The organism is Mycolicibacterium sp. HS_4_1, assembly GCF_054515875.1.
Window position 1 is genome coordinate 4,139,591 of record NZ_CM137261.1, and the last position, 15,138, is coordinate 4,154,728.

The 15,138-nt window shown below is 66.3% G+C and carries 12 protein-coding genes and 4 pseudogenes; 1 reads left to right on the top strand and 15 read right to left on the bottom strand.

Annotated features, from left to right (window positions below; all coding sequences use genetic code 11):
• Window positions 1-48: 48 nt before the first annotated feature.
• The 7 genes and pseudogenes from ACX12F_RS19975 to ACX12F_RS20005 form a co-directional block, all read right to left on the bottom strand.
• Window positions 49-2,968 (bottom strand): annotated as a pseudogene (locus tag ACX12F_RS19975) (MMPL family transporter); the annotation flags it as partial.
• A 334-nt stretch (window positions 2,969-3,302) separates the two neighbouring features.
• On the bottom strand, window positions 3,303-4,631 hold the full coding sequence (locus ACX12F_RS19980; protein ID WP_061001144.1) for an IS1380 family transposase: 1,329 nt from the start codon (window positions 4,629-4,631) through the stop codon (window positions 3,303-3,305).
• Window positions 4,632-4,780: 149 nt separating this feature from the next.
• Entirely contained in the window at window positions 4,781-5,455 is a 675-nt protein-coding gene (locus tag ACX12F_RS19985; RefSeq protein WP_226519088.1) for a TetR/AcrR family transcriptional regulator, read from the bottom strand.
• 120 nt (window positions 5,456-5,575) lie between these two features.
• Entirely contained in the window at window positions 5,576-5,998 is a 423-nt protein-coding gene (locus tag ACX12F_RS19990; RefSeq protein WP_061001143.1) for a DUF6188 family protein, read from the bottom strand.
• A gap of 73 nt (window positions 5,999-6,071) precedes the next feature.
• Entirely contained in the window at window positions 6,072-6,695 is a 624-nt protein-coding gene (locus ACX12F_RS19995) for a TetR/AcrR family transcriptional regulator (protein ID WP_061001146.1), read from the bottom strand.
• Between the two features lie 17 nt (window positions 6,696-6,712).
• Window positions 6,713-7,192 carry a PaaI family thioesterase gene (locus tag ACX12F_RS20000; RefSeq protein ID WP_061001145.1) on the bottom strand — a complete coding sequence of 160 codons (480 nt, stop codon included), beginning with the start codon at window positions 7,190-7,192 and terminating at the stop codon, window positions 6,713-6,715.
• Window positions 7,193-7,251: 59 nt separating this feature from the next.
• Window positions 7,252-8,823 (bottom strand): MFS transporter, encoded by a 1,572-nt coding sequence (locus ACX12F_RS20005; protein WP_061010628.1) that lies wholly within the window; start codon window positions 8,821-8,823, stop codon window positions 7,252-7,254.
• A 96-nt stretch (window positions 8,824-8,919) separates the two neighbouring features.
• Between ACX12F_RS20005 and ACX12F_RS20010 the strand changes: the two genes are divergently transcribed.
• Window positions 8,920-9,594, top strand: a complete 675-nt coding sequence (locus ACX12F_RS20010; RefSeq protein WP_061003654.1) for a TetR/AcrR family transcriptional regulator — start codon at window positions 8,920-8,922, stop codon at window positions 9,592-9,594.
• Between the two features lie 21 nt (window positions 9,595-9,615).
• Here ACX12F_RS20010 and ACX12F_RS20015 read toward each other — a convergent pair.
• The 8 genes and pseudogenes from ACX12F_RS20015 to ACX12F_RS20050 form a co-directional block, all read right to left on the bottom strand.
• Window positions 9,616-10,031 (bottom strand): annotated as a pseudogene (locus ACX12F_RS20015) (transposase); the annotation flags it as partial.
• 74 nt (window positions 10,032-10,105) lie between these two features.
• Window positions 10,106-11,188: pseudogene (ltrA, locus tag ACX12F_RS20020) on the bottom strand (group II intron reverse transcriptase/maturase); the annotation flags it as partial.
• 568 nt (window positions 11,189-11,756) lie between these two features.
• Window positions 11,757-11,933 (bottom strand): annotated as a pseudogene (locus tag ACX12F_RS20025) (transposase); the annotation flags it as partial.
• A gap of 48 nt (window positions 11,934-11,981) precedes the next feature.
• Window positions 11,982-12,233: a hypothetical protein gene (locus ACX12F_RS20030; protein WP_226519090.1), complete on the bottom strand. Its 252-nt coding sequence runs from the start codon at window positions 12,231-12,233 to the stop codon at window positions 11,982-11,984.
• Window positions 12,193-13,056: a site-specific integrase gene (locus ACX12F_RS20035; RefSeq protein WP_226519091.1), complete on the bottom strand. Its 864-nt coding sequence runs from the start codon at window positions 13,054-13,056 to the stop codon at window positions 12,193-12,195. The genes ACX12F_RS20030 and ACX12F_RS20035 overlap by 41 nt, the downstream gene beginning before the upstream one ends.
• Before the next feature lie 563 nt (window positions 13,057-13,619).
• Window positions 13,620-13,937, bottom strand: a complete 318-nt coding sequence (locus ACX12F_RS20040) for a helix-turn-helix domain-containing protein (protein WP_061003650.1) — start codon at window positions 13,935-13,937, stop codon at window positions 13,620-13,622.
• Window positions 13,938-13,939: 2 nt separating this feature from the next.
• Complete coding sequence (locus ACX12F_RS20045) at window positions 13,940-14,212, bottom strand: tyrosine-type recombinase/integrase (protein ID WP_234785575.1); 273 nt, start codon at window positions 14,210-14,212, stop codon at window positions 13,940-13,942.
• 34 nt (window positions 14,213-14,246) lie between these two features.
• The gene (locus tag ACX12F_RS20050; RefSeq protein WP_226519092.1) at window positions 14,247-15,011 is read right to left on the bottom strand and encodes a tyrosine-type recombinase/integrase; all 765 of its coding nucleotides are present in this window, start codon (window positions 15,009-15,011) and stop codon (window positions 14,247-14,249) included.
• Window positions 15,012-15,138: the final 127 nt, after the last annotated feature.

A 15,138-nucleotide genomic window follows, 5' to 3' on the forward strand; every position in this document is an offset into this window, starting at 1 on the left:
TAATGACTACGGTACGTAGATTCTGGCAACAGTATGGCCGGCGTTGGCTCAGGCCGTGGTGACCGGTTCTCGGGGTGCGGTCGCGGTGACGGGCGCCCGGCGCCGTGACGGCGTTTGTGGCCACCAGCTGGCTTCACCCAGCAGGGTTGCGATGGCGGACAGTGAGGGTACGCACCAGGAGCAGTCCGCAGCCGATGATCAGTCCGACTTGGAACATGATCGCCACCGAGCCGATCATCAGGCCGAACATGCTGGCGGCGAAGATCAGGCCGGCGGAGGTGATGACTGATCCGGTGGTGGCGACGGTGCGCAGGACCCCGACGCGCAGGTTGGCCGTGGATTCTTCGCGCAACCGGGACACCAGGAGCATGTTGTAGTCAGCGCCGACGGCGACCAGGATGATGAATGCCAATAGCGGTACGGGCCAGGCGATTTGGTAGCCGAGAATCCATTGGAAGACGATGACGCCGATGCCTAGGGAGGCCAGGTAGTTCAGGATCACGGTGCCCAGCAGGTACAGCGGGGCGATGAGGGCACGCAGCAGCGCCACCAGGATCAACCCGACAATGACCAGGGTGGCGATGGCCAGTTGGGTGAAGTCCGCGGACAGCAGGCGCGGGATGTCGGCGTTGACGGCCGGGAACCCGGCGACCGCCACCCTGGCATCGGTCAGGGTGGTGTTGGGGCGGGCGGCGTTGGCGACGTCGGTGATCTGCTGGGCCAGGCGCATCGCCCCGATGCTGTAGGGGTCGGTGTTGGTGTCGATGGCGAAGCGGGCGGTTTTGCCGTCGGGTGAGACGAAATGTTTGGCGACGTCGGCGAATCGGCGGTCATCGAAGGTGGTGGCGGGCAGGAAGAAACCGGCGGCGGCGTCCGAGCCGGCGGTGGCGCGTGCCGAGTTCTGCAGTGCGGTGGCGATCGTGCTCATGCCGGTGAGCATTTGGATGTTGCTGTCGGCCAGGGCGTGCACGCCGGTGGCCAGCGCACGGGACCCGGCGGCCAGTTGGCCGATGCCTTGCTGCAGCCGGCGGATGTTAGCGGCCAGATCGGCGGGATCACCGAGGGTTTTGAACGCGGCGTTCATGGCGGCCACGGTGTGTTGAATGTCGGTGAGGGTGCCGGTCACGGTGGCATCGGTGGCCGGGTTGTAGTGGTCGCCTAGTGTGGCGACCTGGGTGAAAAACCCGTTGTCGCGCAAGGTGACCAGGACCGCGACCTGGTCACGGATTTGGGCGCATTCGGGGGTGGCCACACACCACGGGGCCGCGTTGAGGGCGCCGGCCAGTGGGTCGAGGACACCGATGGCGTTCTCAGCGCGCTGCGCCAGGGGCCGGATACCGGGGCCGGCCTGGATGGCCTGATCGACACCGGGTGCGGTGGCCGAGAGTTGTTGCAGCAGTGGGCCGAAACGCTGCATGCGGGCACCGGCGGTGGAGGCCTGAGTGAGCACACCGCCCAGGGGTCCCATGGCGGTGCGCACGGCGGTGTCGAGTTGAGCCAGGCCATCGGCCAGTTGGTCGGCCCCGCGGGTCAGGGTGTTCAGGTCGGCACGGTGAGCGTTGGCGTCGGTGACCGATTGGGCCATCTTGTCGCCGATCTGCCCGTTCTGCCAGGACAGTTGGGCCTGCTCCAGGCGGGCGCCGGTGGGGCGGGTGACACCGGCGACCGAGACGACGCCGGGCACTTGGGCGATGCGGGAGGCCATTTCGTCGAGGTCGGCCAGCCCTTTGGCGGTACGCATGTCGGTGGGGTTCTGCACTACGAGGAATTCGGCCAGAACCATGTCTTTGCGGAAGTGCCGGTTGAGCAGCTGGTAGCCCTGGTTGCTGGCGGTGCTGGCGGGTTGTCCGGCGCGGTCGTCGTAGCTGATGGTCATCGCGGTGGCCGCGGCCGCCAGTAGCCCCAGGATGAGCAGGCTGGCGACCAGCAGCGGCACCGGGCGGCGCACCACCGCGACGGCGACGGCATTCCAGTAGCGGCGGGTGCGGTCGGGTTTGGGTTCGCCGATGCCGCGGCGGGCAGCCAAAGCGAGCACCGGGGGCAGCAAGGTCACCGTGGCGACGAAGCCGACGGCGACGGCGACCGCGCAGGCTGGACCTAGCGCGGCGAACACGCTCAACGTGGCGAACACCATGGACAGGAACGCCAAAGCGACGGTCGCCGCCGAGGCCAGGATGACCCGGCCGATGCTGGCGGTGGCGGTGATGACCGCCGCCTCCGGTGGTGTCCCGGCGCGGCGCTGTTCGTGGTACCGGCTGATCAGGAACACCGTGTAGTCGGTGCCGGCGCCGAGCAGGATCGCGGTCATGAACGCCACGGTGAACTGCGAGACCGGCAACCCGGACTCGCCGGGCCCCGAGAGCACGCCCCGCCCGACGGCCAGGCTCAGCCCGATGACCAGCAGCGGCAGCAGTGCGGTGAACAGGGATCGGTACACCATGAGCAGGATCAGCGCGATCAGACCAGCGGTGGCGATCGACACGAACAGCAAATCGTGTTCGGCAGAAGAGATCTGGTCACTGAAGGTGGCCGCCGGGCCGGTGACATAGGCGCTCACCCCCGATCCGGTGAACACCCCGGTGACGATGGCGCGCACCGCGACCACCGATTCGGCCGCAGTGGGATCACCGAGCGCGCCGGCGATACCCACCGGCAGATACCAGGCTTTCCCGTCCCGGCTGACCGCCTGAGTTCGGGTCACCGAATCGGCAAGCAGATCCTGCACGAGCAACACATGGGCATGATCGGCGCGCAACCGGTCGATCAACACCGCGTACCGCTGACGCGCCCGATCGCTGAGCCCGGCGGGGTCCTCCATCGCCACGAACAGCATCGTCTTTGAGCCCTGCTCGCCGAACGCCGTGCTCATGCGGTCCACGGTCTGAAACGACGGCACATCGCGCGGGATCAGGTCCACCGACTGGCGGCGCACCACAGTTTCCAGCTTCGGGAACAGCAGGGCCAGCAGTGACCCGGACCCGCCGCGCGGTGCCAGGCCCGTCGGTGTGATCACTCATGCTGCCCCTGTCGCCAAAATGGAACTAAAAGTATCGCTTCGATACTGGTATGAGCCCAATTAAGTTGCGGCCGAGTCACTTTCGTCGATGCCGTCCACACGGGCGCCGGTCCTCGCGGCCGGCGGCGGCAGTGAGGTCCAGCGGTTAGCCTCGATCTTTCACGTGGGCAGTGATGTTGTTGAGTTCTGTTCACCGTGGATGGGTAAGTGGTTGGGCAGCAGGGATTTCCGGCGTTGCTTCTCGCCGGTGCTCCTGGTCCTTGGTCGCTGAAGTGGTGGTTGTGGGTCAAGCGGTTTGTAGCGCGGTCCAGCCGGTTTCGATGAGGTCACTCCAGGGCCAGCCGCGGGGCAGTCGTAGGTATCGGCGCCGTCCGGTTCGGATGATCCGTCCAGCCACCGCCAGCAGGCGCAGGCGTAACCGTTTGGGTTCCCAGCGTCGCGCGGGCCCGCTGGCGAATGCCAGGACTTGGGTCCATACCAGCAGGTCAGCGGCCAGCAAGGTGACCTGCAGCCAGATCTGATTTTGGGCGAACCCGTGAAAGGGCAGGTTGGTCAGCCCGGTGTCTTTGAGGTTGCGGATACGGTCCTCGGCACGAGCGCGTTGGCGGTGGCGGTGGCGAACTTCCAGATCCGGGATCGACCAGCCCTTGGTGTTGGTCGCAAAGCAGGTGATGCGCCACCCGTTGTCGTCGGTCAGACGCAGCTGGGCACCGGGGTGAGGGCGTTCACGGCGAGCGATGACCCGCATCCCCGGCGGCCAGCCACGCAGCGTGTCGGGCAGATAGCGGGTCAGCTCAGCGACCTGGGCGCCCTCGCGCGGTGCGCCGTCCCCGTCCAAGGCAGCGCGCCATGCCTGCCGGGGCACCTTCGCCAGGGCGTCGACGATCGGGGGCATGCCGTAAAACCCGACGCTGTACTGCAATCCCAACCTGGTGATGTGGTGCAGGAAGTCTTTGACCCCACCGGTATCGGTACGCACCAACACGTTCGGTCGTTCGTGTTCGGGGAGCTGCGCCAGCGCAGCATCCAGGACGCTGATGTGGTCAGCGGCGCTGTTGGACCCCGCTGATCCTGGGCGCAGCAGCCCGGCAAGGGCTTCACCGGATCCATGCACACCGTGATCAACGAACGCCAACATGGGGTGAAACCCGTACCCGTACTTGAATGTCGGTGCCGCACATTCCTTCTCGCTATGTGCGGTCACCAAGGTGGCATCGAGGTCAACGATCACCTGATTGCCCGTCCCGGGCAACGGTCGTCGGCGACGCCAGACGCGCTGGCGAGCAGCGGCCCGCGCGGCGCCGATCGCGGCCAACACAACATCGACATCGCCGGCGAGCGTGGTGATCAACCGCGACACCGTGGCATCGGAGGCCACCGCCCCAAACAGGTCCGGTTGAGCCCGCACGATCGCGATATCAGCGGCGCAGTCCCCACCGAGGGCCACCGCGACCAACAAGTCGCACAGCGCCTTGGCCGGATCGTGGACCGACCGCGGCGCCCGCCACGGCCCCAATGCCGCTGACATCGCCTTTTGCAGTCCCGAACAGGCCAGCGTCTGCCGCAGCAGAACCCCACCCGCTGACGACACCAACGACTCGCGGGTCGCCTCCATCACCACAGAACCTACTGAGCTACCCTTCACCTACGGAGTGCCTTTCCTCGGACTTACTTGTGACGTCGCAATCCCAAGTTTTCCAAGTAGGACAGGCACTTCCGTGCATTACAGGCCCGTGTCACGGGCCAATTCATGAAATGTCGAGGTTAGGCGGCGATACCCCGGCACACCAGGGCGGTGATCGCGTTGGTCTGGGCGATCAGAACGTCACGGTCGGGTTGGTGCCCGTAGCGCAGCGCGATCCCGAAAGGGATCGCCACGATCGACTCGGCGGTGGCACCGATGTCGAGGTCGGGGCGGATGTAGCCGCGGTCGATGCCGTTGCGCAGCGCCGCACCCAGGACCGCGGCGCCGCTGTCATACATACGGTGAAACCGCTGCGACATCTCCTGATCCACCCCGGCGGCCTGCACCACGATCAGCTGCAACAGCCGCGGTTCTTCGGCGAGGACGTCGGTGTAGGCCATGCCGATCGAGGACAGGTACTGACCGAACTCCTCGATGGAGGTGACCAGGCACGGCGTGGCCTCGTCGATGGCAGCGCCCAGTCGGCTGTTGATCTGCCGCACCGCGTGATCGACGATGTCCCGCTTGTTCTCGAAATACCGGTAGAACATCGAGTGCCCCGAGCCGAGCCGCTTGGCGATATGGCTGATCGAGGTCTGGTGATAGCCCCGTTCGGCGAACTCGGCCAACGCGGCATCAATGACCTCTTCGCGGACCAATTCGGCACGCTGGGCGCGCTGACGATCGGCCATCGTGGTGCGCGGCTTACCCGCCGCGGACGCCGCGGCCACGGAGCTATCGGTTCGAGTACCCATCGCGAGCCTCCCACGTCAGTGGAACAAAAAGTATCCCTCCGATACTACTTGTTCCATGTTCGCCCGGTGCAGCGTTCGTCAACATATTTGTGGCGGCCCGCGGCGGAGTCGGCGAGGCAATTAGCTTGCGGCAGCGTCGATATCGTCGACCGGCAGGTCATGACGCACGATGCGGACCTGCCCGGGCGGCAGGCAGGCCATGTAGCCGTGCCGTTTGCCGTACAGCTCCCAGGAGGCCCGGTCGCCATCGGGGGTGACATCGATACGATGCCCGGTCGACAAGGCCAGATGTAGCGCCCCGTTGTCGTCACATTCGGCATGGGTGCACGTGGCGCCGGCCATATCGAGCAGGGCGCGGTGTTGCGGCGCCATGTTGTCCGGGTCGATCACCACCTGCTCTTCGGGATACGGGCCCACCGGCGGCAGCGTCAACTCCATCGCGGTGGCGATCACCAGCTCGTTGTAGTCGTCAAGATCGAGCACCAGCCCCTCGTGCAACGAAACCCGCTGGATGGTGCACTGCGTGATCCACAAAGTGTGCATGACCCGCTCCTTTCGGCACATCGTTGTGCACACTCATGGTACAAAAAGTAGCGCAGCGATACCACAAGTTCCGCTATCGAATGTCAGTGCGCGCCAATGCCCCCAGCAGCTGGCCGATGGCGCGGTCGATGCGCTCCCGCGCATCGGCGGGGGCCACCCGCCCGCTGATCACGGCCGTGAGGTTGGCCAGCCAGATATCGGCGATCAAACCGGCCAGGTGCCGATCCCGCGGCGCGGGCACGGGTCCGCCGAGCGCGCGGGCGAACATGTCCTCGATCACGCCGACGGCGTACTGCACGGCATCGGCCGCGCCGGCATCGGCCACCACGAACGCCCGCACCATCGCATCGGTCAACGCAGGCTCGTCCAGCCACCGCTGATGCAGCCGCGCCGTCAACCGCGCCCATCGCTGCGGCGAGGTCAATTCATCGGCGCTCCAGTGGAATTCGGCGTCCAGGCGCTCGATTTCGCGGGCCAGCACCGTCACCAGCAGGTGCGTTTTGGACGCATAGTGCCGATACAGCGCGCTCGCGGCCGTGCCGGCTCGCGCGGCCACCGCACGCATACGCACGCCCTCAAAGCCGTGCATCGAGGCAATCTCCAGCGCGGCATTGAGGATCTCCTCGCGCCGCCCGCCGACCGCCACCGGACTCGGGCGAACCGGCGGCGGGCGCAGGTGCGCATCAGGGGTGCTCATCTGAACATCGGGCATGCTCATCGCGGCCCACTATCGCGCGCGCCACCGTCGCCGTCGATGACAGCGTGGCGCGCGAGGTCGGCGAACATCTCGTTGAACGCGGCGATGTCGCCGTGCGCGGCGAAATGAGCCGCGTCCACGGCGATGAAGACCGCCGCCGCGGTGAACCGGGTGACGCCGTCACGGCCCACCCCGGTGGCCTCCACGCGCAGCACGCGGCCGCGGCGATCCACGACGCGGGCGCGCACGCGGTGAAGGTGGTGCAGCGGGACCGGCTGCAGATACTCGACTGTCAAGCTGCGTGTTACTGCCGGGGTGCCGGCGATCCACAGCGTGAAGCCGAGCACGTCATCGCAGGCCGCGGCGATCGCGCCGCCGTGGGCCAGGCCGGGCGCACCGATGTGCCGCTCATCGAAGGTCACATCGGCGAACACCTCCGGGCCGTCGCGGTAGGCCGTCAACTGCAGGCCATGCGGATTATCAGGGCCGCACCCCATGCACACCGGGGTGTGCGCGGGGAGCCGCTGCGGCACACCCTCATCGGCTACCGGGTCGCTCACGCCGCCCCCGCCGGCTCACCCGAACTCGCCGGGGCGGGCACCACCGGCGCAGGCTCCTCGGGTGGGGGTGCCGATCGGCCCGGCGCCCACACCGCGACGAGCACCGCCGACACCGCGCTGATCACCCCAAGCGCGAAAGCCCCTGTCGCGCAACCATGAACAAACGCCGACCTCGCCTGCTCGACGGCGGCGTCAGCCACCGGCCCGACACGATGCGCGGCCTGCGCCGCGGCCGCCAGCGAGTCCTCGAACGCGGCCCGCAGCGGCGGCGGCAGGGCGGCCGCGGTCGCGGCGACCCGACCGCTGTAGCCGGCGGCCAGCACACTGCCCGCGATGGCAATCCCGATGGCCGCGCCGACTTCGCGGGCCGCATCGTTGACCGCCGCGGCCACCCCATGCTTGTGCACCGGGGTGGCGTCCACCACCGCTGCCGTCGACGGCGCCGTGCACAGCCCCAACCCGGTCCCCAGCGCCAGCAGCGACCACACAATGTCCGCATAGCCCGAGTGCACATCGAGCCGGCTCGCCAGAAACATCCCGACCGCCAGCAACCCCAGACCACCGGCCAGCATCACGCGCAAACCCCAGCGCGCCGCCAACTGCGGTGCCGCCACCGAGACCACCACGATCGGCACAATCAACGGCGTCAGCGCCACCGCCGACCTGATCGGCGAATAGCCGCTGATCAACTGTAGGTACTGCACCAGCAGGAAAAACACCCCGAAAATCACCACGAAATGCAGCACCAACGACACCGTGCCCGCCGCGAAACCGCGATCGCGAAACAACCTCATGTCCAGCAGCGGGTCCGCGCGCCGCAGCTCCACCACCGCGAACGCCACCAAACATCCAGCGGCACAACCAAACAGCGCCATCACCATGGTGTCCGTCCAGCCGCGATGCGGCGCCTCGACAAGAGCGACCACCAGCAGCCCGATCGCCAGCGCGATCACTACCGATCCCAGCACGTCGATACGAGGATGGGCACCCTCGCAGGACGTGGGCACCCGCAGCGCCGCGACCAGAAGCAGCACCGCCGCACCGGCCAGTCCGACGAAAATCGCCCGCCACGACCAAAGCTGCAGCAGCACACCAGAAATCAGCACCCCCACCACTGCACCCGAGGCGGCCACACCCGCCCAGATGCCCACCGCACGTCGCCGCTGCGTCACCCCGAACTCCCCGGTGAGGATCGACAACGTGGACGGCATCACCAACGCCGCACCCACCCCGGCCGCCGCCCGCGCACCGATCAGCCACCACGGGCTGTCGAACGCCAACGGAACCACCGACGCCGCCGCGAACACCGCCAAACCGGCGATCAGCACGCCCCGCCGGCCATAACGGTCACCGACCGCGCCCGCCGGCAAGACCAGGCACGCGATCGCCAAGGTGTACCCGTCGACCACCCACGTCAGCTGACTCTGCATCGCCCCGGTATCGACCGCGATGTTCGGCAACGCGGTATACAGCGCCGCCATCGAACCGATCACCAGCGCCACCGCCGCACACGACACCACCAGGGTCCACTGCTGCCCACGCGAGAACGACCTCTGCTGATCCGGCACGCTCAACACCCCTGTACACTCGGTTTCGCTGCGCTACTCGATGTACCATATCTGAGGTTATCGACAAGCACACCCGGGATCAGCAAAGGAGCCACAGTGAAGAATCAGGCCCTGCCGATACCGGACGACTATGACGAGGACATCGATCCGCGCCGCACCCGGTCACGGAACCGACTGCTCGATGCCGCCGCCAACCTGCTCAAGACCGGCGGCGTTGAAGCCGTCACCATCGACGCGGTCACCAAAGCATCCAAAGTCGCCCGCACCACCCTCTACCGCCACTTCAACAGCTCCACCCAGCTACTCGCAGCGACCTTCGAACGCCTACTGCCGCAAGTCATTCCGCCCGAACCGACCAGCGGAACACCGCGCGAACGACTCATCGAACTGCTGTCACGACAAGCCGACCTCATCGCCGAAGCCCCAGTGCAAGTCACTACCCTCGCCTGGGCAGCACTCGGCACCACCGAAACCCCCAGCACCGACACCGACGGCACCCCTCACCCCAGCGCCCACACTCTCCGCGCCCGCGTCGTCGAGCAATACCGCCAGCCCTTCGACAACATCCTGCAAAGCCCCGACAGCCGCCACCAACTCGGCAACCTAGACCTCGACCTCTCCATGTGCCAACTCGTCGGTCCCATCGTCTTCGCCCGACTGACCGGCATCCGCGCCATCACCCACAACGACTGCGTCCGCCTCGTCGACACCTTCATGGACACCTACAGCATCAACCCGGCCACGACAAGACCCGAGGGGCTATCTCGTTAACGGTGTTTCCGGCGGTTTTCATCAGTAGGTTTCTGCTGCCGGGAATCGGTCGGCGAAGGTGATCGCGAACGCGTGGAGCGCTGGCTTCCACCGCATCATCCATCGTGCCCTGCCCACCCCGGTCGGGTCCAGGGAACGGGTCACCAGATACAGGCACTTCAGTGCGGCCTGCTCGGAGGGAAAGTGTCCGCGGGCCTTGATCGCGCGGCGGTGAGGGACTCGATGGCATTGGTGCTGCAGATGACCCGCCGGGTCTCCACGTCGTAGTCCAGGAACGGGATGAACTCGGCCCAGGCGTTGTCCCACAACCGGATCACCGCCGGGTAGCGCTGGCCCCATTTCTCGGTCAGATCGTCGAATGCCGTCCGGGCCGCGGTCGCGTTGACCGCGGTTTAGATCGGTCTAATGTCACGCTTGATCTCATCCCAATACTTGCGTTCTTCGCGGGCAGGCTGGTGGTCTGTCTGCCGGTTGCTGTCGTAACTTTGCGTCGAATGGTGTTCAGCGATTTCTTCGACGGGTAGGTGTAGATCAGTTTCCGGTCGCTTCCCCTCTGCCGGTGCCGCTGGATGCGGAACCCGAGGAAGTCGAAGCCCTCGTCGATTCCGACGACTCGTGTCTTATCGGTCGCCAAACGCAACCCGACCGTGGCGAGTACGGTCTCGATCTCGCCGTAAAGTTCCTCGGCTTGGTGCCGGGTGCCGAACACCATGACCACGAAATCGTCTGCGTAGCGGATGATCCGGTAGGTCGCGGCGCCGCGGCGGGTGGCACGCCAACGCTGGGTCTGGTTGCCCATGGCCTGCCACTTATCCCGGAAGTGCTCGTCGAGGACTGATAAAGCGAGGTTGGCCAGCAGCGGAGACAATATCCCGCCCTGGGGAGTTCCGGTAGTACTGTCGCAGGCTTCATTCAACTCGTCCAGCAGCCCCGCCTTGAGGAACGCTTTGACTAGCAACAGGATTCGTCGGTCGCTCACGCGAATCCTCAACCGGCCCACGAGGGCCGGATGCGAGATTTCGTCGAAACAAGCGGCGATATCGCCCTCAAAGACCTGTTCGTAGCCGCGCGCGGCATAGAAACGGATCTCCTCGATAGCATCCTGGCATCTGCGTTCCGGGCGGAAACCGTAACTGGATGGGTCGAAATCGGCCTCCAGAATCAGCTCCAGCACCAGCTTTAGGGCCGCTTGCACGACGCGATCGCGAACCGTGGGGATGCCGAGGCGACGGGGTTTACCGTTCGCTTTGGGAATCACCACCGTCCGTACCGGCACCGGACGAAACGAGCGGTCCCTCAGCGAGTTCCGCAGTTCAGTCAGGAAACCGGCAACGCCGCGCTCGCTGTTTTCGACCGACCACGCGGTGGCCCCGTCGATGCCAGCAGTTTGAGCGCCCTTGTTCTCCCGGACTCGGGTCCACGCCATCACGAGGAACGCCGGGTCCACCACGAGATTGAACAGATCATCGAAACAACGGCCGGGATCGGCCGCTGCCCAACTGTGCAGTTTGGTTTGAATCCCCAGTACCCGCTGGTGCACCACAGGGGAACACTCCAGCAGCGCAACGATATTCACCGGCGCATCTTCTGACATGACAATTCCGTTCTGCCTGACTTGCTGCCGCCCTTCGCCCTGTGACCGGCTCTCCCGATCTCTGACTACTACGACGGCTCCGCCCCGTCCCGGCCCGATCGGCCGACAACGAACCCAACCTCCACCGCCCGCACCGGATGTGCGGGAAATGTGGTGGGACCGAGACGGTTCCCGTGTTCATCTGTTACCGCTCAACGAGTCCGGTGCCCAGCTATACCCCGGCGGTCGACGGGAGTACGCCGCAGACTTTCCTCCCGCCCTGTCCCTACCGATGGGTTCGGTAGGGACGGACGCCACCACCGCAACAATGGTGACGCGCACCGCTGCCCGGCCCATATCCACCAGATTCGAGCCGGTTCCTGTTAACGAGGCGTCCCACGCTGGTTCCTCGCGTACACCTTCTCGTCTTGCTCGCCGAACCCGCACCATCTGGCAGTGCTGGCACGTTCCGGCTTTGTCGGGGCCGCTTCCACCCTCCTCGGCGTTTCCCAAGTCAGGCTGCCCCCAGCTTCACCCGGCCGCTACGACGGCCCAGCGTTGAAGGTCTTCCACCTCCAATCGGTAAAACAGACGCCTCACGGCGCACGTTGCGGATCAAATGAATGATGCAGGTCTGCACGGTCGCTTGTGGCCACACGTTGCTGACCGCCTCGGGCAGTCCCTTGAGCCCGTCACGGACCACGAAGAACACGTCCTTGACGCCGCGGTTACGCAGATCGGTCAGTACGCTCATCCAAAACTTCGCGAAAGCGCACGGGTTCGCGCGAACGTGTGCGAGGCGCCGCCTGAATTGTCACGGGTTTGGTAGGCGGGCGGTGTCAACGTGGTCGGTCAGGTAGGCGATGACGGCTTCGTGGCGCATGCCGTAGGCGACGGCGACGGCGACGGCGACGGCGACGGCGACGAGTTTGGGATCTACGGTGCCAACCAGATCGACCAGGCGGGTGGAGCGCAGGATGCGCGGTTGAAGGCCGACCCCGCGCAGGGTGTTCTTGACATAGCCGTCAGAGGCCGGCGCTCTGGTGGCCTTGGTCTGCGCGGTCACAAGCAGGTGGGAGTTTGTTGCTGCCGAGCGTCTTTCGGTGGTCTAGACAGCATTGCAGCGCCGTCCAGGTCCAAGGATCCAATGGGGTCGGCTGTCGTCGGCGACCCAGTCGGACGCGGTGCCGATCGTGATCGATGTCCTTGTCGGTGAGGTGTTGCAGGTCTTGGGTGGTAGCGCCGTGCAGCAGGGCGGCCAGCCCGACGAATGCCTCGTGCGGGTGAACCTCGGGGCCTGTGCTCCATCGATAGAACAGCTCGCGCTGGCGGTCGGCGGGACGAGTCGGTCCGCGAAATGCCATGGTCTGCGGTGCTTTTACCCCTGCAGTGGGGTCGATGAGCATCAGCCGGCGTCGGCGTGCGTAGCGGCAGAACTGGCGCAGCCCGGTCAGGTAGGAGGCACGTCGGCCGGGATGAGCGTGCAGTAACGCTTCGATATCACCGACCTCGACGGTGGCCCAGTCAGCTTTGCCGCGGTCGTTGAGCAGGTATCGGGCGAAATCACGCACCGCGGTGAGTCGGGCCTCGACGGTGGCGTGCCCGCGGGGTTGACCGCCGACGCGGCGGGCGCGATCGCGGCCGCTGACCATGTGCTCGGCGAACCTGGCCACCGCCGGCCGCAACGGTTCAGGGACGGCGTCAATGCGGGACCGTCGGCGGGCGGCGGCGCGACGCTCGTCGTGGTCTGACCACAGCACCAGCTTGCTCGCGGTGAGGAAGTCTTCCAGAGCCCGCGCGAGCGGCCCCTCCTTGGCGACAGCTTCCAGCAGTGCCTCCGGATGCACCGGGGAATCCTGGACCAGGTGCTGGCCGAGTCGGCTGAGCACGGCGCACGCCCGGCTGGGATGATGACGTCCGACTAGGTAGGCGGCGAAGTCGCCCAGCCAATCGGGTGGATCATCCAGTGTTGCAGCCAGATTGGCGGCCCGTACCGCGATCCTGTGCGGTGAGCGCGCCCAACAGGACCCGCACCGCCCGGCACCGGTCAGCCGGGTGACCCGCCCGCAGTCGACGCAGGCGGCGTCCGGATTCGGTGGCCGGCCCGGATGCGAGCACGACCCGCACCAACCGGTATCGGATCGCAGGACCCTGCGTTTGCGGCATCGTGGGCACTCGGCTCGATCGGCGTCCCGCCGCTGGCGTCGGACACAGTCCTTGCAAAGGTCGCGGTCGACAAATAGCACCGGCGCCCCGCAGGTCCGGCAGGTGCGCGAGCAGAGCACGCAGTGGCAGGTATCTGGCTGCCGGACCTGATCGATGCCGCAGCGCGGGCAGGGATGCTTGACCGGCACGTGCACAGCCGCCCACTGGCATCGAGCACACAGATCACGGCCGGGCTTGCCAACCGCGCGGCCGCACCGCCGGCAGTCCCGGATCCGTCGAGTCATTCTCAGATCGGCGGCATCGACCGGCCACGCCGCAACGCTGGCGCGTCGTTCACCACGGCCGTGGCCGGTTTGGGTGAAATTGGTTGTGCGACTGGAGTGGTATCGATGTCAAAGAGGTCGTTGGGCGTGCGCTCAAGCGCGGTGCACAATGCGATCAGGGTAGCCAACTTCATCTGGCTGGGCTGCTTGGTGAACAACGCCGACACCGACGCCGATGACAGCTCCAATCCCTCCTTCTCCGCCAGTAGCCGTTGCAGCTGGGCACCGGTCCACACCTCACGCTGAGCGGCGGCCATCCGAAGTTTCCACCTGATCTGCATGCTCACTCCTGTCCGGTCAGTTCGCTCAGCGTCGCTGAGATCGCGCGCTGGTAGGCATCTTCGATGAAGGTCTCCGGCGGGCGCACATACCACATGGTTGACGCGACTGTCCAGTGCCCTAGAAGTTGTTGGATGGCGACCAGATCCACGCCTCGTTCATTATTGTGGGTTGCGCAGGCACGGCGCATCCCGTGCGGGCTGAACCACTCGACTTCGGGCCGTCCCTCCACGCTCATCAAGTGCCGCAACCGATTGCGGATCGTGGCCGCGGCCATCCGACCACCAGACTCGTCACACAGCAGCGCCGGACTATCCGGGAACCGGCCGGCCGCGAACGTCCTGCAGATACCAACGCAGCACCAGATCCAGCCCGTCCAACATCGGTACCCAGCGCGGTCGAGGCCCGGACCCCTTGGCGCCCTTGCCGAACCGCACGTGCAGCTTGCCGAACGTGCCACGCCCAAAATGCACGTCGGACCGGTCGAGCATCACCGCTTCTTCCGACCGCAGTCCGGCGTGATACAGCGTGCGGAACAGTGTGTAATCCCGCGCAGCCGGCGCGTACTTACGGGCGGTCGCGATCCGCCCCTTGAGGAACTCGAAGAACGCGCCCACCCGCTCTGGAGTCGGCGGGGCATCGGTGCTCGGCGAGTCGTCACCGACGTGTCGGGCGGCGTTGAACTCATCCAGCGGACACGCCAGTCGCACCCCGAACGCCGCCTCGATCTCGACCGCTTTGCGGACCTCGAGAAATCGGTGAAAACCCTTGAAGACCTGCAGATAGTTCCGTCGCGTCGAGACCGCTCGTCCCGAGCTGGCCAGCTCGCCCACCACCCGGTCGACGTCGTCGGCGGTCACCTCCCATGCCGGTCGCCCTAGGGCTGCCAGCATCCGCTCCAGCACGCCAATGTCGTTGGCGATCGTCGATTCGGCGAACCCCCGCGCGGTCCACGATGTGACGAACGCGTCCACGCATTCGGCCTGGAACCGCTGCGGATCTCGCGTCTGGACGACTGGTGCGACGTCGCCCGTGATCACCCGCAGCGGCCCGTCGCCCACCTGCACCTTCTGCACGCCAGAGTTTTCGAGGCAGTACCTTAACTCACGGGCCTACGCCTTGAAGATCAGCGACACGCCAATAGACCGGAAAACCTCAGGCAGCAGCACCAATCCGGGGAAACGAACGTGTGCTCGTTCCATA

Excerpts from the sequence above, each read along its gene's own strand:
- ACX12F_RS19980 (WP_061001144.1), bottom strand. The coding sequence starts at position 4,631 with ATGGAGGCGACCCGCGAGTCGTTGGTGTCGTCAGCGGGTGGGGTTCTG.
- ACX12F_RS19985 (WP_226519088.1), bottom strand. The coding sequence starts at position 5,455 with ATGGGTACTCGAACCGATAGCTCCGTGGCCGCGGCGTCCGCGGCGGGT.
- ACX12F_RS19990 (WP_061001143.1), bottom strand. The coding sequence starts at position 5,998 with ATGCACACTTTGTGGATCACGCAGTGCACCATCCAGCGGGTTTCGTTG.
- ACX12F_RS19995 (WP_061001146.1), bottom strand. The coding sequence starts at position 6,695 with ATGAGCACCCCTGATGCGCACCTGCGCCCGCCGCCGGTTCGCCCGAGT.
- ACX12F_RS20000 (WP_061001145.1), bottom strand. The coding sequence starts at position 7,192 with ATGGGGTGCGGCCCTGATAATCCGCATGGCCTGCAGTTGACGGCCTAC.
- ACX12F_RS20040 (WP_061003650.1), bottom strand. The coding sequence starts at position 13,937 with ATGCAGATCAGGTGGAAACTTCGGATGGCCGCCGCTCAGCGTGAGGTG.
- ACX12F_RS20045 (WP_234785575.1), bottom strand. The coding sequence starts at position 14,212 with ATGGCCGCGGCCACGATCCGCAATCGGTTGCGGCACTTGATGAGCGTG.